22 protein-coding genes and 1 tRNA gene are annotated in these 24,250 nt (G+C 70.2%); 12 read left to right on the plus strand and 11 right to left on the minus strand.

Annotation, left to right across the window (positions count from 1 at the left end; all coding sequences use genetic code 11):
* Window positions 1–116: 116 nt before the first annotated feature.
* A tRNA-Arg gene (locus CF165_RS15695) sits at window positions 117–189 on the plus strand.
* A 151-nt stretch (window positions 190–340) separates the two neighbouring features.
* On the opposite strand, the gene CF165_RS15700 is transcribed toward CF165_RS15695, so the two are convergent.
* From CF165_RS15700 to kdpF, 7 genes are all read right to left on the minus strand, one after another.
* A complete protein-coding gene (locus tag CF165_RS15700) occupies window positions 341–904 on the minus strand; it encodes a site-specific integrase (RefSeq protein ID WP_240521619.1) in 564 nt (187 codons plus the stop codon).
* Between the two features lie 138 nt (window positions 905–1,042).
* Window positions 1,043–1,126 carry a KUP/HAK/KT family potassium transporter gene (locus tag CF165_RS53805; RefSeq protein WP_369126864.1) on the minus strand — a complete coding sequence of 28 codons (84 nt, stop codon included), beginning with the start codon at window positions 1,124–1,126 and terminating at the stop codon, window positions 1,043–1,045.
* Window positions 1,127–1,170: 44 nt separating this feature from the next.
* Window positions 1,171–2,727, minus strand: coding sequence for a Na+/H+ antiporter (locus CF165_RS15710; protein WP_093948242.1), 1,557 nt, complete (start codon window positions 2,725–2,727; stop codon window positions 1,171–1,173).
* A 236-nt stretch (window positions 2,728–2,963) separates the two neighbouring features.
* Window positions 2,964–3,575, minus strand: coding sequence for a potassium-transporting ATPase subunit C (locus CF165_RS15715; RefSeq protein ID WP_167441448.1), 612 nt, complete (start codon window positions 3,573–3,575; stop codon window positions 2,964–2,966).
* A 2-nt stretch (window positions 3,576–3,577) separates the two neighbouring features.
* A complete protein-coding gene (gene kdpB / locus CF165_RS15720) occupies window positions 3,578–5,668 on the minus strand; it encodes a potassium-transporting ATPase subunit KdpB (RefSeq protein ID WP_093948244.1) in 2,091 nt (696 codons plus the stop codon).
* Window positions 5,665–7,323 (minus strand): potassium-transporting ATPase subunit KdpA, encoded by a 1,659-nt coding sequence (kdpA, locus tag CF165_RS15725; RefSeq protein ID WP_093948245.1) that lies wholly within the window; start codon window positions 7,321–7,323, stop codon window positions 5,665–5,667. The genes kdpB and kdpA overlap by 4 nt, the downstream gene beginning before the upstream one ends.
* Window positions 7,323–7,424 (minus strand): K(+)-transporting ATPase subunit F, encoded by a 102-nt coding sequence (gene kdpF, locus CF165_RS15730; RefSeq protein ID WP_093948246.1) that lies wholly within the window; start codon window positions 7,422–7,424, stop codon window positions 7,323–7,325. Before kdpF ends, kdpA begins: the two co-directional genes overlap by 1 nt.
* 364 nt (window positions 7,425–7,788) lie before the next feature.
* On the opposite strand from kdpF, the gene CF165_RS15735 reads away from it, so the two are divergent.
* From CF165_RS15735 to CF165_RS15745, 3 genes are all read left to right on the plus strand, one after another.
* Window positions 7,789–9,795 carry an APC family permease gene (locus CF165_RS15735; RefSeq protein ID WP_093948247.1) on the plus strand — a complete coding sequence of 669 codons (2,007 nt, stop codon included), beginning with the start codon at window positions 7,789–7,791 and terminating at the stop codon, window positions 9,793–9,795.
* A 232-nt stretch (window positions 9,796–10,027) separates the two neighbouring features.
* Window positions 10,028–11,956, plus strand: a complete 1,929-nt coding sequence (locus CF165_RS15740) for a glycoside hydrolase family 44 protein (protein WP_240521620.1) — start codon at window positions 10,028–10,030, stop codon at window positions 11,954–11,956.
* Between the two features lie 508 nt (window positions 11,957–12,464).
* Complete coding sequence (locus CF165_RS15745; RefSeq protein WP_093948248.1) at window positions 12,465–13,625, plus strand: right-handed parallel beta-helix repeat-containing protein; 1,161 nt, start codon at window positions 12,465–12,467, stop codon at window positions 13,623–13,625.
* 59 nt (window positions 13,626–13,684) lie between these two features.
* On the opposite strand, the gene CF165_RS15750 is transcribed toward CF165_RS15745, so the two are convergent.
* A complete protein-coding gene (locus CF165_RS15750) occupies window positions 13,685–14,266 on the minus strand; it encodes a TetR/AcrR family transcriptional regulator (RefSeq protein WP_093948249.1) in 582 nt (193 codons plus the stop codon).
* 76 nt (window positions 14,267–14,342) lie between these two features.
* On the opposite strand from CF165_RS15750, the gene CF165_RS15755 reads away from it, so the two are divergent.
* Together CF165_RS15755 and CF165_RS15760 are read left to right on the plus strand one after the other, a co-directional pair.
* A complete protein-coding gene (locus tag CF165_RS15755; RefSeq protein WP_240521621.1) occupies window positions 14,343–15,254 on the plus strand; it encodes an SDR family NAD(P)-dependent oxidoreductase in 912 nt (303 codons plus the stop codon).
* A gap of 64 nt (window positions 15,255–15,318) precedes the next feature.
* A complete protein-coding gene (locus CF165_RS15760) occupies window positions 15,319–15,594 on the plus strand; it encodes a YggT family protein (RefSeq protein WP_093948250.1) in 276 nt (91 codons plus the stop codon).
* On the opposite strand, the gene CF165_RS15765 is transcribed toward CF165_RS15760, so the two are convergent.
* Window positions 15,591–16,250 carry a TetR family transcriptional regulator C-terminal domain-containing protein gene (locus CF165_RS15765; protein ID WP_093948251.1) on the minus strand — a complete coding sequence of 220 codons (660 nt, stop codon included), beginning with the start codon at window positions 16,248–16,250 and terminating at the stop codon, window positions 15,591–15,593. The two genes, CF165_RS15760 and CF165_RS15765, sit on opposite strands and share 4 nt — an antisense overlap.
* Window positions 16,251–16,362: 112 nt before the next feature.
* Between CF165_RS15765 and CF165_RS15770 the strand changes: the two genes are divergently transcribed.
* Window positions 16,363–17,550, plus strand: coding sequence for an FAD-dependent monooxygenase (locus CF165_RS15770; RefSeq protein WP_093948252.1), 1,188 nt, complete (start codon window positions 16,363–16,365; stop codon window positions 17,548–17,550).
* A 69-nt stretch (window positions 17,551–17,619) separates the two neighbouring features.
* Complete coding sequence (locus tag CF165_RS15775; RefSeq protein ID WP_093948253.1) at window positions 17,620–18,606, plus strand: MCE family protein; 987 nt, start codon at window positions 17,620–17,622, stop codon at window positions 18,604–18,606.
* A 36-nt stretch (window positions 18,607–18,642) separates the two neighbouring features.
* Here CF165_RS15775 and CF165_RS15780 read toward each other — a convergent pair whose 3' ends face one another.
* Together CF165_RS15780 and CF165_RS15785 are read right to left on the minus strand one after the other, a co-directional pair.
* Window positions 18,643–19,374, minus strand: a complete 732-nt coding sequence (locus CF165_RS15780) for a class I SAM-dependent methyltransferase (RefSeq protein WP_093948254.1) — start codon at window positions 19,372–19,374, stop codon at window positions 18,643–18,645.
* Window positions 19,374–20,291, minus strand: a complete 918-nt coding sequence (locus tag CF165_RS15785) for a proteasome assembly chaperone family protein (RefSeq protein ID WP_093948255.1) — start codon at window positions 20,289–20,291, stop codon at window positions 19,374–19,376. The genes CF165_RS15780 and CF165_RS15785 overlap by 1 nt, the downstream gene beginning before the upstream one ends.
* A gap of 174 nt (window positions 20,292–20,465) precedes the next feature.
* On the opposite strand from CF165_RS15785, the gene CF165_RS15790 reads away from it, so the two are divergent.
* From CF165_RS15790 to CF165_RS15805, 4 genes are all read left to right on the plus strand, one after another.
* Complete coding sequence (locus CF165_RS15790; RefSeq protein ID WP_093948256.1) at window positions 20,466–20,975, plus strand: PH domain-containing protein; 510 nt, start codon at window positions 20,466–20,468, stop codon at window positions 20,973–20,975.
* A 113-nt stretch (window positions 20,976–21,088) separates the two neighbouring features.
* Window positions 21,089–22,552 carry a PH domain-containing protein gene (locus tag CF165_RS15795; RefSeq protein ID WP_240521637.1) on the plus strand — a complete coding sequence of 488 codons (1,464 nt, stop codon included), beginning with the start codon at window positions 21,089–21,091 and terminating at the stop codon, window positions 22,550–22,552.
* A gap of 81 nt (window positions 22,553–22,633) precedes the next feature.
* Window positions 22,634–23,329 carry a 3-keto-alpha-glucoside-1,2-lyase-like domain-containing protein gene (locus CF165_RS15800; protein WP_093948257.1) on the plus strand — a complete coding sequence of 232 codons (696 nt, stop codon included), beginning with the start codon at window positions 22,634–22,636 and terminating at the stop codon, window positions 23,327–23,329.
* A 131-nt stretch (window positions 23,330–23,460) separates the two neighbouring features.
* Window positions 23,461–24,246: an IclR family transcriptional regulator gene (locus CF165_RS15805; protein WP_093948485.1), complete on the plus strand. Its 786-nt coding sequence runs from the start codon at window positions 23,461–23,463 to the stop codon at window positions 24,244–24,246.
* The last annotated feature ends 4 nt before the right edge of the window (window positions 24,247–24,250 follow it).

The following is a 24,250-nucleotide window of genomic DNA, read 5'->3' on the forward strand; positions in this document are numbered from 1 at the left end:
GACGCCTCGCCGAATCGATCAACTTCATGACCCTGACCAGCGGATTCACCGGTCGAGGAACCTGCCCGCAACGGTCGGGGAGGATGCGCTAAGCTTTCGGAGTCGCCCAGCGATGGGCCCTCGTAGCTCAGGGGATAGAGCACTGCCCTCCGGAGGCAGGTGTCGCAGGTTCGAATCCTGCCGAGGGCACCCCCACGGGAGCGGGAAAAACCGCCTCTCACTAGCGCATTTACGCTCGAAGCGGTTCTTCCCGAACTCCGGTTCTCTACGGCCGATCACGGCCAAGTACGGGTGTTTCTTCCCAATGCGTTCCCACGGGGAACAGCCCGGGAGCCCGGCGTCACTCCTCCGGCTTGCTTCGCGGCTTGTGACCAAGGATCTTCTCGATGCGGGCCCGGTTGGCCTCGTCTCCCCCGTCGAGGAACGCGGCGTAGACCTCGTAGAGCACACCGACGGAGTGGCCGGCCCACGCGGCCACGGACGCCGGATCGACGCCCGCCGCGAGTTGCGTGCTGACCGCGGCGTGGCGCAGGTCGTACGGCCGGGCAGCGAGCGGCGTCTTCTGCTGTTCCTCCGTCAGCACCACCTTCCGCACCGCGCGCCACGCGCGGGTGTAGGTGATCATCGGAATCTCGCCACCCTGCTCCGCCTGGAACAGCCGGCCGTCGGGCCCGTAGCCGTAGCGCGTGATGTGCCGATGCAGCAGCCGCATCAGGTCGGGCGGGAACGACACCGTGCGCTCATCGTCGTCGTCCCGGGACTTCAACGGCCGGTCGTCGCGAGGCTTCCCGCTGTTCGTCCATCTGCCGCCGGCGTGCGGCTCGGCCTTGTCTAGACGGAACGTGCCCCAGTCGTACACATACTCGCCGTCATCGTCATTCCACACTGGATCGGGCAGGGACACGACGTTCCGTTTGTTCAGCGACACCGCCGCCCTCGTCGTCGTTGTCGGCGCGCATCGCCAGCAGCACCTACGTGACAGTCGCGATGATCATCACCGACCAGAAGATCAGCGACACCACGCCGAAGACGTTCTCCGTGCTCACCGGCCCGGGTGCGGGCCAGCCGGGTTGAACACCGTCTGCAGCGTGTAGATCGGGCTGGTGCCGATGTCCCCGAACACCACGCCGAGCGCGCCGTATTTACGGATTTTTTGCGCCGCGATCCCGCTCAGTCCTCGAGCCCCGCGTGCTCCAGGTCCAGCAGCCGCTGGATGCGCCGCCGGGTGCCGTCGGTGATCTCGCCCGCCTCGAACAGCCTCGCCAGCTCGGCCGACTCGATGTCGATCAGCTCCCGACGCAAGGCGCGGTAGTCGATCCCGCGCACCCAGTCCGCCGCCTCCTCGCCGGTGTCGCCGCGGATGTGGTCGAGCCGCGCCTGCCAGCCCGCCCGCAACTGGTCGACCACGAACGCCGGCGCCGACTCGGTCTCGGCCAGGTGGTCCAGGTGGGACAGGCCGGCTTCGGCGAGCTTCCGGCGCGCGGTGCCGTATTCAGTGCGCAGGTCGGCGGGGTCGAGGGCGATCCCCGCCCGGCGGACCAGCGGGGCGAGCGTGAAGCCCTGGACCACGAGCGTCAGCACGATCACCGCGGTCGTCAGCAGCAGGACGAGGTCGCGCGCCGGCAGGGCGGAACCGTCCATTGTGGCCACCGGCAGGGACAGCGCCGCCGCCAGCGGCACCACTCCGCGCGCGCCCGCCCAGGAGACGACCGCGGGTACCTGCCAGGAGATGCGGCCGTCCTCCCGCCGTTGCCGCAGCGCCGAGAGCACGAACACCAGCAGCAGCCGCGCCACCACCAGCGTCGCCGCGATGGCCACGGCCTGCAGCAGCCACCACGCCCCGCCGCCGGCCACCCGCCGCACCAACGCGGGCAGCTGCAGCCCGATCAGCCCGAACACGACGCTCTCCAGCAGGAACACCACGGTCTGGTACACCGCGCCCACCTGCAGCCGGATCCGCGCCGTCGTCAGCCGCTCCGCCTGGGTCCCGAGGATCACGCTCGCCACGACCACCGCCGTCACACCCGACCCGCCGACCGACTCCGCGACGACGTACCCCGCGTACGGCGTGACCAGCGAGATCACCGTCTCCAGGATCGGGTCTTCGGTGTGCCGCCGGATGAGGAACGCGCCGAGCGCCGTGAGCACCCCGACCGCCACCCCACCCCCGGCGAGCACGGCGAACTCGCCCAGCGTCCGACCCCAGGACGCGGCCCCGCCCGCGACCGCCAGGAACAACGCCACCCGGAACAACAGCAGGCTGGTCGCGTCGTTGAACAGGCTCTCGGCCTGGATCAGCGCCTGCACCCGCGGCGGCAGCGCCAGCCGCCGCGCCAGCGCCGTCACCGCGACCGGGTCGGTGCTCGCCAGCACCGCGCCCAGCACGAACGCCATCCCGACCGGCAACGGCGTCACCGCGACCGCGATCCCGATCACCGCCGCGGCCGACAACAGCACCAACCCGACCGACAGCACCGCGACCGGACGCCCCACCGCGCGTAGGTCCCGCCACGGCAGCTCCTCCCCCGCGGCGAAGAGCAGCGGCGGGAGCACGACCAGGCTGATCACCTCCGGGGTCACCTGCACCACGGGAACACCCGGAAGCAGCCCGACCACCACACCGACGACGACCAGCAGTGACGGCGCCGGAATCCGCAGCCGCCGGGCGAACGTGGCCACCACAGTCGCCACGATGACGAGGAACAAGACGGTTTCGACCCCGCGCATCAGCCGGTCCTTCCGATCCGAATCCGGATGCCGACCAGACTTCCCGGCGCGCCGCGCTCAGCCTACGCGACGCGCCCGCACGACCGTGCGCACGACCGGTGCACCCCCGCCGGCCTTGGCCGGTGACGGTCGAGCTGGTCCTGCTGCCGCGGGTGGCCTACCGCGGCCGGGAAGTCACCAGCCGCCGCCTCGGCGGGCTGCTCGTCTTGCTCGCTCACGTCCGCTGTCGTCGCGGGTCAGTGCCTGGCCGCGGCGACGGCGAGGTTCAGCTGCAGAACGTTGACCCCCGGGTCGCCGAGCACTCCGAGGCCGCGGCCGGTGGTGCTGTCCGCGACGAGCTTGCGGACGGCGTCCTCGCTCAGGCCGTTCTCCCGGGCGACCCGCGGCACCTGCAGCTCGGCGTAGGCCGGGCTGATCTGCGGGTCGAGCCCCGAGGCCGACGCGGTCACGGCGTCGGCCGGGATCTTCGAGACGTCGACGCCTTCGCGCTGGGCGATCAGCTCCTGCCGCTGCTTGACCGTGGCCAGCAGGTCCGCGTTGGCGGTGCCCTTGTTCGAAGCACCCGAGGTCGACGGGTCGCCCGGCCCGAGCGGGTCCTTCGACCCGGCCGAGGGCCGGTTGTGGAAGTACGGGTCGTGCGCCGGGTCCTTCGCCACCGGGTCGACCCCGATCAGCGACGACCCGACCGGCTGCCCGTTCTGCGTGACGATCGACCCTTCCGCGTTGGCCGACAACCCCGGGATCCGGGCCACCGCCCACACGGCCAAGGGGTAGCCGACGCCCAGCAGCACGGTCAGCACCAGCAGCATCTTCAGGCCGGCGATGGTCTGCTTGTACAGCACCTTCATGATCACATTCCCGGGATCAGTCGGACGAGCAGGTCGATCAGCCAGATCCCGGCGAACGGCGACACGATGCCGCCGAGCCCGTAGATCAGCAGGTTGCGCCGCAGCAGCGACTTCGCGGTGGACGGCTTGTACCGCACGCCGCGCAGGGCGAGCGGGATCAGCGCCACGATGATCAGCGCGTTGAAGATCACCGCGGACATGATCGCCGAGTCCGGCGAGTGCAGGCCCATGATGTTCAACGTGCCGAGCTGCGGGTAGATCGCCGCGAACATGGCGGGCAGGATCGCGAAGTACTTCGCCAGGTCGTTGGCGATGGAGAACGTCGTCAGCGCGCCGCGGGTGATGAGCAGCTGCTTGCCGATCTCCACGATCTCGATCAGCTTCGTCGGGTTGGAGTCGAGGTCGACCATGTTGCCGGCCTCCTTGGCCGCCATGGTCCCGGTGTTCATCGCCACCCCGACGTCCGCCTGCGCCAGCGCCGGGGCGTCGTTCGTGCCGTCGCCGGTCATCGCGACCAGCCGGCCGCCCTCCTGCTCCTTCTTGATCAGCGCCATCTTGTCTTCGGGCTTGGCCTCGGCGAGGAAGTCGTCCACCCCGGCCTCTTCGGCGATGGCCCGCGCAGTGAGCGGGTTGTCGCCGGTGATCATCACGGTCTTGATGCCCATCGTGCGCAGCTCGGCGAAGCGTTCGCGCATGCCGGGCTTGACGACGTCGGACAGCCGGATCACGCCGCGCACGGCGGCGACGCCTTCGATCTGCTCGGCGACCACGAGCGGGGTGCCGCCCTCGGCGCTGATCGCGTCGACGATGGTGTGCACCTCGTCCGGCACGGTGCCGCCGTGCTCGGTCACCCACGCGCGCACCGCGCTTGCCGCGCCCTTGCGGACGACCCGGCCGTTCAGGTCGATGCCGCTCATCCGGGTCTGCGCGGTGAACGGCACGAACTCGCCGGACTTCTCGGCGTCGGCCGGATCGGTCGCGAGGCCGTGCTCGCGGGCGCACAGGTCGACGATGCTGCGGCCTTCCGGGGTGCCGTCGGCCAGGCTGGAGAGCCGGGCCGCGATCGCGAGGTCCTCGATCGTGGCCGAGCCGACCGGGATCAGCCCGGTGGCTTGGCGGTTGCCGAAGGTGATCGTGCCGGTCTTGTCGAGCAGCAGCGTCGAGACGTCACCCGCGGCCTCCACCGCGCGTCCCGACGTGGCCAGGACGTTGCGCTGCACCAGCCGGTCCATGCCCGCGATGCCGATCGCGGACAGCAGCGCACCGATCGTCGTCGGGATCAGGCAGACCAGCAGCGCCGTCAGCACGATCACCGACACGAGCCCGCCGGAGTACCCAGCCATCGGCTGCAGCGCCACGACCGCGAGGACGAAGATGATCGTCAGCACGGCGAGCAGGATCGTCAAGGCGATCTCGTTCGGCGTCTTCTGCCGCGAAGCGCCTTCCACCAACGCGATCATTCGGTCCACAAAGGACTCACCCGGCTTGGTGGTGATCTTCACGATGATCCGGTCGGACAGCACGGTCGTGCCGCCGGTGACGGCGCTTCGGTCACCGCCGGACTCGCGGATGACCGGAGCCGACTCGCCGGTGATCGCCGACTCGTCGACGGTGGCGATGCCCTCGACGACGTCGCCGTCGCCCGGGATCACCTCGCCGGCCTCGACGACGACCAGGTCGCCGATCTTCAGCTCGGTTCCCGGCACCCGGACTTCCGAGCCGTCCTCGGTGAGACGCCGGGCGACGGTCTCCTTCTTCGTGCGGCGCAAGGACTCGGCCTGGGCCTTGCCCCGGCCCTCGGCGACCGCTTCGGCAAGGTTCGCGAACAGGACCGTGAACCACAGCCACAGCGCGACGCCGATGTTGAACACGCCCGGGTCGGTGACCGCGAAGACGGTGACCAGCACCGATCCGACCCAGACCACGAACATGACGGGGTTGCGCAGCTGGTGACGCGGGCTGAGCTTGCGGAACGCGTCCGGCAGGGACGTCCAGAGCTGGCGGGGGTTGAACACGCCCGCGCCGACCCGGCCCGCGTTCTCGACGTGGCGCTGGGTCACTTCCCCGGCGGAACGTTCGGTGGTCATGGTCATGCGAGAGCCTCGGCAATCGGCCCGAGGGCCAGGGCGGGGATGAAGGTCAGGGCCGCGACCAGCACGACCGTGCCGGCGAGCAGGGTGGCGAACAGCGGGCTGGTGGTCGGCAGCGTGCCGGCGGTCTCCGGCACCTTGCGCTGGGCGGCCAGGGAACCGGCCAGGCACAGCACGGCCAGGATCGGGACGAACCGGCCCAGCGCCATGCAGACGCCGAGCGTCGACTGGTACCAGTCGTTGGTCACCGTGATGCCGGCGAACGCGCTGCCGTTGTTGTTGCTCGCCGAGGTGTAGGCGTAGAGCAGCTCGGAGAAGCCGTGTGCGCCCGGGTTGTTCAACGCGGCGGTGTTGCCCGGGATCAGCAGGGCCGCGCCGGCGCCGATCAGCAGCACCGTCGGCATCGCGAGGATCGCGATGGCCGAGCAGGTGACCTCGCGTTTGCCGAGCTTCTTGCCCAGGTACTCCGGCGTCCGCCCGACCATCAACCCCGCCAGGAACATCGCGATGATCGCCATCACCAGGATGCTGTAGAGCCCGGTGCCGACCCCGCCGGGCGACAGCTCGCCGAACATCATGTTCAGCAGGGTGCCGAACCCGCCGAGCCCGGTGAAGCTGTCGTGCATCGCGTTCACCGCGCCGGTCGACGTGCCCGTCGTCGAATCGGCGAACAACGCCGACGCCGCGAGCCCGAACCGGGTCTCCTTGCCTTCCATGGCCGCGCCGGCCAGCCGGGTGGCGGCGCCTCCCGTGTGGGTTTCGCCCCACCAGATCACCGCGAGCATGCCCGCCCACAACGCACCCATCACGCTGAGCAGGACGTAGCCCTGCTTAGTGTTGCCGACGAGCTTGCCGAACGTGCGGGTCAGGGCGACCGGGATGACCAGCAGCAGGAAGATCTCGATCAGGTTGGACCACGAGTCCGGGTTCTCGAACGGGTGCGCCGAGTTGGCGTTGAAGATCCCGCCGCCGTTGGTGCCGAGCTCCTTGATCGCCTCCTGGCTCGCCGCCGGGGCCAGCGCGATCGTGCTCGCCGAGCCGTCCGGATTGAGCACCGAGACGCCGGACTTGAGGCTCTGCACCACGCCGAGCGCGACGAGCACGATCGCGAAGACGAACGACAGCGGCAGCAGCAGCCGCACGGTGCCGCGGGCCAGGTCGACCCAGAAGTTGCCGAGCCGGTCGCTCTTCGACCGGACGAACGCGCGGGTGAGCGCGATCGCCACGGCCAGGCCCACGCCGGCGGAGACGAAGTTCTGCACGGTCAGCCCGGCCATCTGGACCACGTGGCCCATGACGCCCTCGGGGACGTAGGACTGCCAGTTCGTGTTGGTCACGAAGCTGATCGCGGTGTTGAAGGCGACCCCGGAGTCCACGGTCCGGCCGAAGTTCAGCGGCAGCAACGGCTGCAGGCGCTGCAGCAGGTACAGGAACAGCACCGAGACGAACGAGAAGCCGAGCACGCCCGAGGCGTAAGTCTTCCAGTGCTGCTCGGACTCCGGGTCCGCGCGCACGATCTTGTAGACGGCCTTCTCCAGCCGCCAGTGCTTCGTGCTCGTGAACACCCGGTGCATGTAGTCGCCCAGCGGCCGGTACACCAGCGCCAAGGCGAGCAAGAGGAGACCGGCCTGGGCGAGGCCGGCCCACGTCGAGGACATCAGAACTTCTCCGGTTTGATCAACGCGAGGAACAGGTAGACGATCAGGGCCAGCGCCAGGACGCCGCCGACGACGTTGGCGACCACGCCGGTGCCGCTCACAACCGCTCCAATCCACGCAGGATCAAGGCCAGCACGGCGAACACCACGATCGCCAGCAGCACATAAGCCAGATCGGCCATACGACTGCTCCCTTCTCACGCACACCAACCAGGGGTCGACCGAATGGTGACCCGGCAGACGGAAGCGTGCCTGCCGGAACTCCTGTTCGGATGTCACCTGACAGAGTCTTGACGCGCCCGCACGCCGCACTGACGCGTTCTTGACGCCCGCCGCGGTGTCCATTCCGGACTCGGCGAGAACCTGACGATCACCCCGGAGACACTTACGGCTTCCCTACGCCGACGCCGGGATATTGACGTTTTCCCTACGCCGGTTCCCCACGCCACGAGGCACGCTGCGGTGTGTGCCGGCACCCACTTCATGGCTCAAACGGCTGGTACTCGGACGGCCGTTCCGGAGCGACACGCTCGGTGAGACACTTCTGCCGAAGTGGCTCGCCCTGCCGATCTTCGCCAGTGACCCGCTCTCCTCGGTGGCGTACGCGACCCAGGAGATCCTGCTGATCCTCTCGATCGGCGGGCTGGCGTATCTCACCATGACGCCGTGGGTCGGGTTGGGCGTGGCCGTGCTGCTCACCGTCGTCGTGATCTCCTACCGCCAAGTGGTGCGCGCGTACCCCAGCGGCGGTGGCTCGTACGAAGTCGCCTCCCGCAACCTCGGCAGCCGCGCCGGGCTGGTCGTCGCCGGGGCCCTGATGGTCGACTACATCATGACGGTCGCGGTCTCGGTCGCGTCCGGTGTGGACAACATCATCTCGGCCGTCCCGGAGCTCAACGACCACCGGATCGCGCTCAACATCGGCTTCATCGTCCTGCTGATGGCGATGAACCTGCGGGGCATCCGCGAGTCCGGCCGGGCGTTCGCCGCGCCGACGTACCTGTTCATCGCCTCGGTGATGCTGCTGATCGTCGTCGGATTGGGCCGCGCCTTCACCGGGCACGCTCCGGTCGCCGAAAGCGCGGGCTACGCCGTCCGTCCGGAACAGGTCGGCCTGACCGGTTTCGCCCTGGTCTTCCTGTTGCTGCGGTCTTTCGCGTCCGGCTGCACCGCGTTGACCGGTGTCGAGGCGATCTCCAACGGCGTGCCGGCGTTCCGGAAACCGAAGGCGCTGAACGCGGCCCGCACGATGACCGCCATGGGCGTCACCGCCGTCGTGATGTTCGGCGGCATCACCGCGCTGGCCCTGATCACCAAGGTGCACATCGCCGAGAACACCTGCGACCTGACCGGCTTCGCCGGCGACTGCCGGAACGACCCGCAGCGCACAGTCATCAGCCAGATCGGCGCCGCGGTGTTCGGCGGCGACCACACGGTGCTGTTCTTCGTCCTGCAGGCCGCCACCGCGCTGATCCTCATCCTCGCCGCGAACACCGCGTTCAACGGCTTCCCGCTGCTGGCCTCGATCCTCGCCCAGGACCGCTACTTGCCCCGGCAGCTGCACACCCGCGGCGACCGGCTCGCCTTCTCCAACGGCATCATCGCCCTCTCACTGGTCGCCGGCATCCTGATCTTCGCCTTCGACGGCTCCACGACCCGGCTCATCCAGCTCTACATCCTCGGCGTCTTCACCTCGTTCACCCTGTGCCAGGCCGGCATGGTCAAGCACTGGAACCGGGTCCTCGCCGCCACCACCGACGCCCGCGACCGGCGGTCGGCCCACCGCTCACGGTTGATCAACGCACTCGGCGCCGCCCTCACCGCCGTCGTCCTCGTCGTCGTCCTGGTCACGAAGTTCACCCACGGCGCCTACCTCGTCGTCATCGCGATCCCGCTGCTCTACGGCCTGATGCGGGCCGTCCACCGGCACTACACCCACGTCCGCGAAGAACTGGCGGCCGACGACGAGTTCGAACTGCTGCCCAGCCGCGTTCACGCGATCGTGCTGGTGTCCACATTGCACAAACCGAGCCAGCGCGCCGTCGCGTTCGCCCGCGCCACCCGGCCCGACACCCTCACCGCGATCACCGTCGACGTCGACGACTCCGACACGCGCGACCTGCAGCGGCAGTGGGAGCAACGCGGGGTGAAGGTGCCGCTCAAGGTCCTCGAGTCGCCGTACCGGGAGATCACCCGGCCGGTGGTGCAGTACGTGAAGAGCCTCCGCCGGTCCAGCCCCCGCGACGTCGTCAGCGTCTACATCCCCGAGTACGTCGTCGGCCGCTGGTGGGAGAACATCCTCCACAACCAGAGTTCGCTGCGGCTGAAGGGACGGCTGCTGTTCGAACCGGGCGTCATGGTCACCAGCGTCCCGTGGCAGCTGAGCTCCACCCACCGCCGCGACCTCCAGCGCGTCCGGCCGCTGCCCGGCGACCTCCGCAGGGGTGTCACCACCCAGCGGCGTCCAGGCTGAGCGGACGTGATCCAGACTGTCCTCGACGGCCTGTCCGATCATCCCCGATGAAACTTTCATGCCGGAGCTGTAAGCGAAATCGTCGACGCGTCCGCCTTATGGCGCAACGGCAAACGCTTGCGACGCAGCCAGGTTCCCCCGGCGCGCTGCGCCCGGGACCCGGTGACTTGACGCTTGCCCCACGCCACTCCACCATGCTGTCGGCCAGGAAAATCCAGTGTGGGAGGCTTCCGTGGAGGCTGCTCGGCGATGGCGGAAGCGGCGAGCGGTCACGGCCGCCGGTCTGGCGACGTCCCTCGTGGCCGTCACGCTCACAGCCCCGCCGGCCTCGGCCGCGGACGGGCCCGCGCTCTCGATCGACGTGTCCGCCGCCCGGCACCCGATCAGCCCCGAGATCTACGGCCTCAACGGCGGTGACCCGGCGTTCAACGCCGAAATCGGCCAGTCGGTGGCGCGCTGGGGCGGCAATGCCTCCAGCCGCTACAACTTCAAGAACCACACCTACAACACCGGCAGCGACTGGTACTTCGAAAACATCGTCGCCGACCAGGAACACTCCGTCGAGGGGATGGTCGGGTCCAACCTCGCCCGCGGCATCAAGCCGGTCGTCACCGTGCCCCTGAGCGGGTGGGTGGCCAAGGACTCGCCGTCGTCACACCCGTTCGCCTGCGGGTTCCCGGCGACCCGGTTCCCGCAGCAGGACAGCTTCGACCAGTGGGATCCGAACTGTGGCAACGGAAAGCTCAACCAGGAGAACCTCACCGGTGTTCCCACCGACACCTCGGTCCCGGCGGACGCGGCGTTCGACGGCGAGATGGTGTCACACCTGGTGGACCAGTTCGGCACGGCGGCACAGGGTGGCGTGCCGATCTACGAACTCGACAACGAGCCGGTGCTCTGGTCCAGCACGCATCGTGACGTGCACCCCGAACCGGTCTCGGACGACGAACTGGGCACCAAGGGCACCGCGGCCGCCGCGGCGATCAAGGCCGCCGACCCGACTGCGGCGGTCCTCGGCCCGTCCGGCTGGGGATACTGCGAGTGGGTCGCGTCCGGAGTGGACGGTTGCGGGCCGGGGGCCGATTCCGCCGCGCACGGCGGGCTCAACCTGTCCCAGTGGTACCTGAAGAACATGAAGGACTACAGCGACGCCCACGGCGGCAAACGCTACCTCGACTACTTCGACCAGCACTTCTACCCGCAGATCAGCGGCGACAAGACCCCCGAAGCCAACGCGCTGCGGCTGCGGTCCATCCGGTCGCTGTGGGACCCGACCTACGTCGAGGAGTCCTGGATCGGCCCCAGCGGGGTCAACGCGCCGCCGCTGCAGTTCATCCGCACGATGAAGTCGTGGGTCGACCGGTACAACCCCGGGACCAAGACCGCCATCACCGAATACAACTGGGGTGCGCTGGACGACATCAACGGCGCCCTGGCGGAGGCCGACATCCTGGGCGTCTTCGGCCGGGAGGGCCTCGACCTCGCCACGATGTGGGGCGAACCCAAGCCGACCGACCCGGGCGCGTACGCGTTCCGGATGTACCGCAACTACGACGGCACGGGCGACCGGTTCGGTGACGTCAGTGTGTCGGCGACCGCCGCGGATCAGGGCCAGCTGGCGGTGTATGCGGCGCAGCGGTCCTCCGACCAGGCGCTGACCGTCATGGTCGTCAACAAGACCGGCGGCGACCTCACCTCGCCGCTGTCGGTGGCCGGGTTCGACAACGCCGGTGCGGCACAGCGGTTCACCTACAGCCCGGCCGACCTGAGCGCCATCGTGCGCGGCGACGACCTCCCGGCGAGCAACGGCCACGTCGACGCGACCTACCCGGCGAACTCCATCACGCTGCTGGTCCTGCCGGCGGCCGGGTGCTCGGCGAGCCTGCACGTCAACGGCGACTGGAGCACCGGACACGTCGCGACGGTGACCGTCACCAACAACCGCCGCACGGCGATCACCGGCTGGAAAGTCAGCTGGACGTGGCCCGGCGACCAGCAGGTCACCAACTCGTGGAACACCACCCTGAAGCAGAACGCCGCGAGCGTGGTCGCCACCGACGCCGGGTGGAACGGCCGGATCGGCGCCGGTGGCAGCACCACCTTCGGGTTCCAGGCGAGCGGGACGGCACCACCACCGACACTGAACTGCAAGCCTGCCTGAGGGTGCCGATTCACGGTCCCGGCAGGGATCGGCAAAGCCGGGTGAGCCATCCTGGATCCGGTACGGGCCCGCGTTGCCGACCACGAGCCAGCGTCCCGCCGCGGCTGTCACCGGGGCGCCGGGTTCGAAGTCGCGAAGCACGAAAGACGCCAAGCCGGAGCCTGCCGTTCGCGGCGGCACGAAAGCGTTCGCGGCGTAGACACCGCTCTCGCCCGTCCGTGGCGGACCGGCCGTGCGGCCGCCCTGCTCGGGAGTCAGCCACACTACCCGGCCGCGGAACGGGGCGTCGTTCGGAAGGTTCGGCACCGGACGAGTATGCAGGCCCGGCCGGCGGACCGGCGCCGGCCGGCCTGAAAGCGTTTTCAGTACAGACGACCCGCTTGGCCCACTCGGACCCCGGTAACCCGGTGCTACCGTCGGCTCACCGAAGATCCGGTTCCCGCGCCGGAAGTCCGGGAGCGCTCCCGGATCCGGTGTTCCGCAGATTCCTGCCCGCAAGGAGGCGTGCATGAGTTCGTACGGAAGCATCAAGAAAGCGCTTACAGCAGCTGCGGCCCTGGTTACGGTGGCCGCGCTGGCCCCGCCGTCGGCCGCCGCGGCCACCACTCTCTACGTGGCTCCCAACGGCAAGGACTCCGCCGCCGGCACGCAGGCGGATCCCACCACCCTGCCCTCGGCCCTCACCCGGATCGGCTCCGGCGGCACCATCTCCCTGCGGGGCGGCACTTACTCCTACGCCCAGACTGTCACCATTGCACCGGCCAACAGCGGAACGTCGAGCGCGCGCAAGACGCTGTCCGCCTATCCGGGCGAGACGCCGGTGCTGAACTTCTCGGCCATGACGGAAGACCCGGCCAACCGCGGTCTCGCCCTCAACGGTTCGTACTGGCGCGTCGCCGGCATCGTCGTCGAACGCGCCGGGGACAACGGCATCTTCGTCGGCGGGAGCAACAACGTCATCGAACGCGTGGTGACCCGGTTCAACCGCGATTCCGGGCTGCAGATCTCGCGTATCGCGTCGAGCACGCCGAAGGACCAGTGGCCGTCGAACAACCTCGTCGTGAGTTCCGAATCCCACGACAACGCCGACTCCGACGGCGAGGACGCCGACGGGTTCGCCGCCAAGCTCACCGCCGGCCCCGGGAACGTCTTCCGCTACGACGTCTCCCACAACAACATCGACGACGGCTGGGACCTCTACACCAAGACCGACACCGGCCCGATCGGCCCGGTGACCATCGAGGATTCGCTCGCCTACGCCAACGGCACCCTCAGCAACGGCACCGTCAACAAGAACGGCGACCGCAACGGCTACAAGCTCGGCGGCGACAAGATCGCGGTCAACCACATCGTCCGGCGCGACATCGCCTACCGCAACGGCCACCACGGGTTCACCTACAACAGCAACCCCGGCTCGATGTCCGTTTCGGACAACGTCGGCATCGACAACGCCGAACGCAACTTCTCCTTCGACACCGGCACTTCGGTGTTCCGCAACGACACGTCGTGCCGCTTCGCCAGTGGCGGCTCGAACGACAAGACCGTCGGCAGCGTCGACAGCTCGGACCAGTTCTGGACCGGCAAGAACGGGTCCCGGTGCTCGTCGTACGCCGGCACGATGAAGTGGTCCTTCGCCTCGGACGGCCGGCTCGTGGTCACCTTCGGCTGACGACGGACGTCGTGAATGACTCATTCATGTCGTCGGACGACGTGAATGAGTCATTCACGTCACGGCATCTGCCGCAGCAGCACCGCGAAGGCCTCGTCCACCGCGGGCCCCAGTGCCACCGGGTCGGCACCCGCCGCCGCGTGGCCCGCGCGGAAGCACGCCAGCGCGACGTGCGCCGCCAGTGATGCCTCGACAGGCGCCATTCCCCTTGCGGCCAACCGGTTCGCCATGGCTTCGGACAGGTTCAGCAGCTTCCGTTCGCTGCGGTCGTGCAGCTCTTCGTTGTCCGCCACCAGCTTTTCGTGCAGCCGGTACCGCTTCCGGTTCGCCGTCACCGTCCGGCACATCACGTCGACCGCCGCCCGGGCCTCCTCGAGCGCCTCGCGGAACGTCGGCGGTCCGGGGGCAGGCGGCGGGGCCGAGCGGAGGCCGTCGAGCAGGTTCTGCTCCTCGGCGAACAGGACCTCCTGCTTGTCGCCGAAGTAGCGGAAGAACGTGGTGCGGCCCACCTCCGCGCGTTCGGCGATCTCCGTCACCGTCACGTCCGCGAAGCCCCGCTCGGCGAACAGCTCGAACGCCGCGTCGACGATCGCCTCCTGGGCGCGGCGCTTCTTGCGCTCGCGAAGCGGTACCTCGGTCATGGCGGCATCCTAGCGTCGCCGAACCGGATGCCTTACGGTACTGAGTACCAGTTGGTATCAAGTTCGAGGAGCGAGCGTGAAGACCCTGCTGATGACCGGGGCGAGCCGGGGCCTGGGCCGGATCGCCGCCGAGAAGATCCTCCGGGACCGGCCGGACGTCCACCTCGTCGTGACCGCGCGTGGCGGGACCCTCGGCGGCGACCTGGCCGAATCCACCGGCAACCCGAACGTGACGGCACTGACCTGCGATCTGATGTCGAAGAACGCCGTCCGGGCCGCCGCCGTCGACCTCGCCGGCCGCCTCGACAGCGGCGCGTTGCCGCCGCTGCACGGCTTCGTCGGCAACGCGGGCTTGCAGCTGACCAGCCGTGCCCACGCCACCGAAGACGGCATCGAGCCGACCTTCGCCGTGAACGTCCTGGCCAACCACCTCTTCGTGCGCCTGCTGTGGTGCCGGTTCACCGCACCGGGCCGGATCGTCCTGGTCGGCAGCGACACGCACTTCGGCGATCTGCGGCACAACCTCGGCATGGTGCCCGCACCGCGCTGGGAGCCCGTGGCCGAGCTCGCCCGTCCCCGCCCGGACGCGCGCACCGCCACCGACGGGCGCCGGGCCTACTCGACCGGCAAACTCGCCGTCCTCTACCTCGTGCACGCACTGGCCCGGCGGCTGCCGGACGGCATCGACGCCTACACCTTCAACCCCGGCTACGTCCCCGGCACCGGGCTCGTCCGCGACGCCGGCCCGGCCGTCCGCTTCCTGTCGCGCACGCTGCTGCGCGCCCTCACCGCCACTCCGCTCGCCATGTCCGCCGCCTCGGCGGGCGCGTTGCTCGCCGAGGCGGCCGTCGGACCGCGCCCCGGCGAGAGCGGCGTCTACATCGACCGCCGCACGGTGACCCCGTCCGCACCGGCGTCCTACGACCGCGACCGCGAAGAAGAGCTTTGGCACGGGCTGTGCGCGCTCGATCCTGTCGAAATGCTGTGAACCGGACAGAACTGGCACTTCCCGCACCGCCCGCGCGTTCTGGGGGCAGGAGAACGGAGGGATCATGGGTGCCTTGGGGACGCTGCTGGGGTTCGCGCTGAGCCTGTACCTGCTCGTGCTGATCGCGCGGATGGTGCTGGACTGGGTCGCGCTGGTGGCCACTGCTCCACCGTGGGCGCGGCGCGCCCGTGGCCTGGCCTACGCCGCCACCGAGCCGGTGATCGGGCCGGTCCGGCGGGTCGTGCGGCCGGTGCGGATCGGGGGGATCTCGCTCGATCTGGCTTTCACGCTGGTCTTCATCGGCGTGATCGTGCTGCGGGGGATCGTGTACGCCCTTTAAGACGAGCCGCGGAAGCCCGCGGACAGCCGGTCGACGCTGCGCTCCAGCTCGGCGCGGAGCCCGCGCAGGTCGACACCGTCGGGGTCGATCAGGGCCTCCATCGAGATCCCGCGCAGCTGCGCGAGCAGCGCCGAGGCGTAGGAATCGGGATCGTGGACGCCGGTGATCGACCCGTCCGCGACGCCGCTGGCCACGGTCTGGGCGATGGCGAACCGGAACCGGCGGTCGGCCTCCGTCAGCGCGCCGCGCAGGGCCGAGTACTCCGCCGCCGCGTCGCCCCAGAGGGCCAGGAACGCCTGGTTGAGCGTCGGCATCGTGCGGATCAGCTCGAAGATGATGTCCAGGAGCGCGCGCAGCATGTCCATCGGCGTCGCGGTGGCCGCGCCCGTCCGGGCGGCCACCGCTTCGCTGTAGGCGTTGGTGAACTCTTCGACGGCGTGCTCGACCAGCCGCCGCCCGAGCCCGTCCTTGTCGCCGAAGTGCTGGAAGACCACGGATCGCGCGTAGCCGGACTGGGCGCAGACGGCCCCGATCTTCAGCCTGCCGAACCCTTCGTCGGCGATGAGGTGCGCGGCGGCAGCCAAGATGCGCGCCTCGACGATCTCCTCGCCGTCTTCCTGGATCCGGCCTGCGGCGGAACGGTCCACCCGCGTCATGTTAGCGACTGCAACCGCGCAGCACTGGCCGAGCCGTCAGCGGATGGTGCGGGAACCGTCAGCGGCCGTCGGCAACCTCGGGTCATCACCACAGACCCGAGAGGAACCGAAGATGACCGCCAAGACCGTGCTCGTGTCCGGGGCCGGCATCGCCGGCCCGTCCGCCGCCCACTGGCTGCACCGCGTCGGCTACCGCGTGACCGTCGTCGAGACCGCGCCCGGCCTGCGGCCCGGCGGCCAGGCCGTCGACTTCCGCGGCGAACAGGTGAAGCTGCTGGCCGCCATGGGCATCCTCGACGAGGTCCGCCGGTACGAGACGGCGATGGGTGACCAGACCGTGCTCGGCCTCGACGCGCGTCCCGCGCTGACCGTGCCCGGCGCGGCCTGGAGCGGGGAGGTCGAGATCCTGCGCGGCGACCTCGCGCGGATCCTCTACGAGCACACCGCCGGCCACACCGAATACGTCTTCGGCGACCGCGTCACGGCCCTCACCGAGACGGCGGACGGCGTCGAAGTCACCTTTCGCCACGGCGCGCCGCGGAAGTTCGACCTGGTCGTCGGGGCCGACGGCGTGCACTCCGGCGTGCGGGCCGCCGCCTTCGGGCCGGAGCGGGACTTCCGGCGCGACCTGGGCTTCGGCATCGCCGGGTTCACCGCGCCCAACCACCTGGGCCTGGACCACACGAGCGTGATGTACAACGAGCCCGGCCGCGGGCTGAGCGTCGGCAGCCACCGGCTGCCGGACCGCCTGCACGTCGGCCTGGTCTTCGCCGCGGACGGCGTCGAGTTCCCCCGCAAGACCGCCGACCAGCGCGCGCTCGTCGCGCGGCTGTTCGCGGACACCGGCTGGGAGACGCCGAAACTGCTCGAGGCGCTGCCCGCGGCCGACGACCTGTACGTCGACTCGATCAGCCAGGTCCACCTCGACCGCTGGGCGAAGGGCCGGGTCGTGCTGCTCGGCGACGCCGCCTGGTGCGCCGGGCCCGGCGGCTCCGGCACCGGGCTCGCGATGATGGGCGCCCAGGTGCTGGCCGGCGAGCTCGCGGCGGCCGACGGCGACCACGCGACGGCGTTCGCGAAGTACGAGGCGCGGCTGCGCAAGCCGGCCACGGTCGGGCAGAAGAACGGCAAGGGGGCCGGTAACTTCCTCGCGCCGCGCACGGTCGCGAAGATCCGCAGCCGCAACCGCGCCTACCGGATGCTGAGCACACGGCTGTTCGGCAGCATCTTCCTCAAGATGACCGACCGGGCGGCCAACGCGCTCGAGTACCGCGAGTACCCCGCGCTCACCGCCGTATGAGGTCGCGATCTTCGTCCCATCGGGGGACTCCGGTGGCGGCCCGGCGTGACGTGCGTCACTCTTGACGCCATGTCAATACGCTGGGCCGCCGACGCTCCGGTCAGGACGGCGCTCGCCGGCCTGACCGTGCTGGCCCTGGGCGTGCTCACCGCGCTCAACGCGCGGTCCCTGCCCGTGATCGGCGACGGGCCGACCTACTCCGCCGAGTTCGGCGAAACCGCCGGGCTGATCGAAGGCAACGACGTCCGGGTCGCCGGCGTCGAGGTCGGCCGCGTCTCGGACATCCGGCTCAGCGGCGACCACGTGCTGGTTTCGTTCAAGGTCAAGGGCGCGTGGCTGGGCGACGCGACGGGCGCGGCGATCCGGCTGAAGACCGTGCTGGGCCAGAAGTACCTCGCCCTGGACCCGCGGGGCGACGGGACACTCGACCCGGCGAAGCCGATCCCGCGGGCGCGCACCAGCGTCCCCTACGACGTCCTCGCGGCGTTCGGCGAGTTGTCGTCCACTGTGGACCGGATCGACACAACGCAGCTGGCGAAGAGCTTCGACACGCTGTCATCGACGCTGGCGGACACACCGGCGAGCGTCCGCGCCGCGCTCACGGGACTGTCCCGGCTGTCGGACACGCTCGCCACCCGTGACCACCAGCTCGCCACGTTGCTGGGCAACACGCGGGTTGTCTCCCAGACGCTCGTCGACCGCGACGCCGCCGTCCGACAGCTCCTGGACGACGGAAACCAGCTGCTCGCCGAAGTGAGCGACCGCGAATCGGCGATCAGCGCGCTGCTCGACGGCTCACGGCAGCTCGCGACCGAGCTGTCCGGGCTGATCAGCGACAACGAAACACGGATCGGCCCGCTGCTCACCCAGCTCGACCGGCTGACGTCGATGCTGCAGCGCAACCAGGACGCGCTGGCCGCCGGCATCAAGGCGTTCGCCCCGCTGGTCCGGCTCGGCACGAACATCGCCGGCAGCGGCCGGTGGATCGACGGCTACCTGTGCGGGCTCCTGCTGCCGTCGTTCGGCCCGGTCAACGAGGAAGGCTGTCACGGCTGACCAGCCGAGCGTCCACTGTGGACAGATCGCAAGCGGCTAGGCCACGATGAGCCGGAAGCCCGCGTCCCACTCCGCGCGGTCCAGCAGGTCGGCGTGCTCCGCGTGCCAGCGTCCCGACTCCAGGTCGGCCCGCAGCCGGGCGATCCCGCGGTCCACCGCGGCCGGTGCCGTCTGCGCGAGCGCCGAGCACGACCGGCGCACCGCCGGGTCGAGGTAGGCCTCCGGACGCCGCCAGTACGCCGGGAAGACGCCGTCGGTGAAGTCCCAGGGCACCGGCAGCTCGATCATCGACGACGCCCCGAGCACTTCCGCGATCTCCGGGGCCGAAGGGCGCGACCGTTCCAGCGAAGCCACCTCCGGCACGTACTCGCGCACCAGCCAGAAGTCGTTGTGCAGCCGGGTGTCGTAGGCCAGGACGACCTGACGGCGCGCGACCCGGCGCAGCTCGTCGAGACCGGCGCGCCAATCGGGCCAGTGGTGCACCGTCAGCACCGCGAGCGCGGCGTCGAACGTCGCCGAAGCGAACGGCAGTGCCTCCGCGACCGCGCGCACCACCGGCGCGGCGGCAGGCGGGCGCTGCCGGATCATCTCGGCCGACGGCTCGACCGCGACGACCTGCCGGGACGGCGGTTCGTACGACCCCGTCCCGGAACCGACGTCGAGGACCGTGGCCGCGGAGCCCAGCGCGTCGAGCACCGGCGCCAGCCAGCGCGGGTCGGTCCGCCTCCCCAGCGCGTAGCCGACGCCGATCTCGTCGTAGCGCGTCATCAGCGCTCGGGTCCGTCGCCGCCGTTCTGCTCGGCGAGGAACCGCTCGAACTGCGAGCCGAGCTCCTCCGCGGTCGGCATGTGCTCGACCGACTCCGCGAGCAGGCTGCCCCGCTCGGACGCCTCGATGAACGTGTCGTACTGCCGCTCCAGCGCGCGGACGACGTCGGCGATCTCGTCGGACTCCGCGACCTGGCGGTTGATCTCGGCGTCGGCCAGCTCCGCGGCCGCGCGCAGTTCGCCCTCGGCCAGGTTCAGCCCGGTCGCGCGGCTCAGCGCGTCCAGCACGATCAGCGACGCGGCCGGGTACGTGGCCTGCGCGAGGTAGTGCGGCACGTGCGCGGCGAAGCCGACGGCGTCGTGGCCCCACTCGCCGAGCCGGTACTCCAGCAGCGCGGCCAGGCTGCCCGGCACCTGCAGCCGGTTCGGCAGCGGCTGGTGCTCGCCGACCAGGTCCTTGCGGGTGGCGTGCGCGGTGACGCCGAGCGGGCGCGTGTGCGGTGCCCCCATCGGGATGCCGTGGAACCCGGCGGTCAGCCGGACGCCCCAGCGCTCGACGAGGTTGCGGACCGCGCGGCAGAACCGCTCCCAGTCGTGGTCCGGCTCCGGGCCCGACAGCAGCAGGAACGGCGTCCCGTCGCCGTCGTGCAGCAGGTGCACGACGAGTTCCGGCGCGTCGTAGTCCTCCCAGTGGTCGACCGCGTAGGTCATCGTCGGCCGCCGCGAGCGGTAGTCGATGAGCCGGTCGACGTCGAACCGGGCGATCACCCGGTGCTCTCCGCCCAGCAGGTGCTCCGCCAGCAGACGGCCCGCCGAGCCGGCGTCCATGAACCCGTCGAAGTGGTGCAGCAGCACCGCCCCGGTGAGGTCGGGGACGTCCGAATCCACCTCGTACAGGTCGTCGGGATCGAGTCCCACCGGATCCTCCTGCTTTCCGATATATCAGTGCTTCAAGCACAACACAGCCCGACCGGGATTCCATTCCTCCGTCGGTGTCGCCGATCGTAACTCCCGCGCGATCGAGGCCGGACCGGATCGCCATCGTGACACATGTCGTGGGCACGCAAGCCCCCGATCGGGCACGCTTGAGCCGTGAGCGAACACACCACGAACACGGCGCTGCGGCTGCGGCCGCCGGCACACCGGGTCAGCCGCCGGGCCATCGGCTACTGGACGGTAACCGCCTCGATCCTGTGGATCATCCTGATCGGCGTGCAGACGCTCATCGTCGTGACCAGCGACGACGCGCCGTCGTTCCTGACCGTGACGCTGGTGATCTCCGGCGTGCTCTGCCCGCTGCACCTGATCGTCATGCCCCAGTGGCGGTACCGCGTGCACCGCTGGGAGGTCACCGGCGAGGCCGTCTACACGCAGTGCGGCTGGCTGAAGCAGGAGTGGCGGATCGCGCCGGTCTCGCGGATCCAGACCGTCGACATCGAGCGTGACCCGTTCGAGCAGCTGTTCGGGCTGGCGAAGCTCACCGTGACGACGGCGTCGGCGGCGGGCCCGCTGCGCATCGCGGGCCTGACCCACGACCGCGCGCTGGCGCTGGCCGACGAGCTGACGAAGACGACCCAGGCCGTGCGAGGGGACGCGACGTGAGCCCCGCCGACGCACTCTTTCCCGCGGAGGCGGCAGAAGGCACAGCCGAAGCGGTCGTGACGCCGCCGGCCAAGGGCACGCAGGACGCGCCGTGGCACCACCTCGACCGGCGGATGCTGCTCATCCGGCCCGTGCTGGACGTGGTGAAGTCGCTGCCGGTGCTGCTGGGGGCGCTGCTGTTCGGCCACGGCGAGCCGTGGCAGTGGATCGGTCTCGTCTTCACCGCGATCGCCGTGTTCACCGGTGTCTCGCACGTGCTGACCTCGCGCTACCGGATCACCGAGTCCCAGGTCGAGTGGCACACCGGGCTGCTGCTGCGCAAGCAGCGGGCCATCCCGCGCGACCGGATCCGCACGGTCGACGTCACTTCCGAGCCGAAGCACCGGCTGTTCTCCCTCGCCGCCGCGCGGATCGGCACCGGGCGGCACTCGCACGGCAAGGGCCCGGGCAAGGACGAGCTCGTCCTGGACGCCGTCACCATCGCCGAGGCCCAGCGGCTGCGGACGCTCCTGCTGCACCGCAAGGCCGAGGCCGTCTCCGAGGAAGCCGCCGCCGCGCCGCCGGAGCAGCTGATCGCCGCGGTCGACAAGCGGTGGCTGCGGTACGCGCCGTTCACGCTGTCCGGGCTGGCCGTCGTGGGCGCCGTCGTCGGTACCGTCTACCACTTCGCGCACGAGCTGCACTTCGACCCGATCAAGTTCTCCCTGGTCCAGACGGTCGTGGGGCACTTCGCCGACACCCCGGTGTGGCTGAGCCTGGTGTTCGCCGCCGTCGGCCTGCTGGTGCTCGTGTCGCTGCTGTCGGTCGGGGGTTACGTGCTGTCGTTCTGGAACTTCCGGCTCACCCGCGAGCCCGCCGGCACGCTGCACATCCGGCGCGGGCTGATCACGACGCGGTCGGTGTCGATCGAGGAGGACCGCTTGCGCGGCGCCGAAATCCGCGAGCCGCTGCCGCTGCGGCTGGCCGGCGGCGCCCGCTGCGTCGCCATCGCCGGCGGGCTGCGTGAGGGCAAGGGCGCGGACAAGGGTGGCGGCCTGCTGCTCCCGCCCGCCCCGCTCGCGCGGGCGCACGAAGTCGTCGCCGACGTGCTCGGCGAGGACCCGGTCGCGACGCCGCTCACACGGCACCCGCGCCGGGCGCTGTACCGGCGGCTCTCCCGGGCCGTCCTCGGCGTGCTGCTGCTCGCCGCGGCCCTCTACGGGCTGGCGTGGCTCGGCGCGCTGCCGGACTGGCCGTGGCAGGCCGCGCTCGGGCTGGTGCCGTTCGCCGCGCTCGTCGGCTGGGACCGCTACCGCGGCCTCGGGCACGCTTTCACCGGCCGCTACCTGGTGACGCGCTCGGGCTCGCTCGACCGCGGCACGGCGGCGGTGCGCTGCGACGGCATGACCGGCGTCGTCGTCGAACGCTCGTACTTCCAGCGCCGGGCCGGGCTGGTCACGGTGATCGCCCCGGTGGCCGCGGGCAAGGGCAAGTACCAGGTGCTCGACGTCGCGGAGGCCGACGGACTGGCGCTGGCCGACCGGGCCGTTCCGGGTCTGCTGACGCCGTTCCTGACCGGTGAGCGGGACCGCGGTTGACGCTTCACCGGCGCGGCTCGTAGCGTGCATTTCGCCGTCCGAAACCTCGACCGCTGTTCGCGTTCACGAGAGGACGGCAAGATGCTCCGGAAGCTCTTCGGCGTGCTGGCCGCGGGAATCGTCGTGGCCTCGGCCATGGCGCCTGCCGCGACGGCCGCGGAAAACCCCTACGGCGACCCGAACCTGGTCTCGATGTTCGACGGAACCGACCTGAGCCCGTGGACGTCGTCGAAACCCGGTTTGTGGTCGGCGAAGAACGGGGTCATCCACGGAAACGGCACCGCCCGCGGCTGGTTGTACTACAACAAACAGCAGGTCGGCACGTTTCGGTGGATATTCAATGTCCGGCAGGTCAAGGGCAACCACAAACCGACCGTGCTGATCTGGGGCACCACCGACCCGATCCGCGACGCGCTGAGCGCCATCCAGTTCCAGCCGCCGAACGGCGGGCACTGGGACTACCGGCCGGGCCACAACGACGGCGGCGGGAAACTGTTCAAGCAGCTGTCCCACACCACGATCGACATCAAGAAGTGGGCGCAGTGCGAGCTGATCGGCGACATGGCCACCGGCGTCGCCCGGATGGCGTGCTGCCCGCTCACGGGAACGGCCGTGACCTGCAAAGGCGTCGAAGTGCTGCGGTTCACCGACAAGACGGCCGGGCGTGTCGGCCCGCTCGCGCTGCAGGTGCACAACTCCGGGATCCAGGACGAGTACCGCGGGCTCTACGTCGAGTCACCCGTGGTGACGAAACCGGGCGAGTTCCTCACGATGTGACGTCGTCTCCGGTGGCGGCCCCCTTTTCCCGGGGTCGCCACCGGCATTACTGGCCTTCCTTTCACACAACGTGCTAATTTATTCACCCCGTGTGATAGCGAAGGTCGTTTTTGTCTCACCGAGAGGTCATGATGACGCCTGCCGTCAGTGCCGTCGACGGTTCCGCCACCACTTCCCCGCGCCGAACCCCCGGTGCCAGCAGTTCCCGCAAGGTCCTCCAGCTGCTGCTGGCGTTTTCGGAGCGCCGCTGGGAGGCCAGCGTCGCCGAGCTCGCCGCGACGATCGGCACCCCGGTCGCGACGACCTACCGGTACGTGGCCCTGCTCAAGGAGCTGCAGCTGCTCGAGGAGGGCCGGGCCGGGCACTACCACCTGACCAGCCAGGTGATGCCGCTGGCGCGGGCCGCGCAGCTGGCGAACGACCTGGTGCGGCTGGCGAGGCCGTCGATGGAGGAAGCCGCACGGGAGCTCGGCGAGACGGTGATGCTGTTCCAGCAGTTCGGCGACACCGCCGTGTGCGCGGACCGCGTCGAGTGCGACCGCGCCATGCGGTTCACGTTCGAGCCCGGCCATTCGATCCCGCTCGGCCTCGGCGCGTCCGGCAAGATGCTGCTCGCGCTGCTGCCCGAGCTGGAACGCGAACGGCGGCTGACGTCGATCGTGGACCGGCACGGCACCGGCGTGCGCGACGAGCTGAAGCACGCGCTGGAGAACCGGTTTGCGGTCAGTTCCGGGGAGATCGACGAAGGCGTCTGGGCCTGCTCGGTGCCGGTGCCGACGATCGGCAGGCGGCCGACGGTGCTGAGCATGGCGGGCCCGGCCGCCCGGATCACCGAGGAAGCGCGGCACACCGCGATCACCGCCCTGCAGGAGTACGCGATCCGCATCCAGCGGACGATTTCCTCTTATTCGCTGTGAAAAC

Source organism: Amycolatopsis vastitatis, from assembly GCF_002234595.1.
Taxonomy (GTDB): domain Bacteria; phylum Actinomycetota; class Actinomycetes; order Mycobacteriales; family Pseudonocardiaceae; genus Amycolatopsis; species Amycolatopsis vastitatis.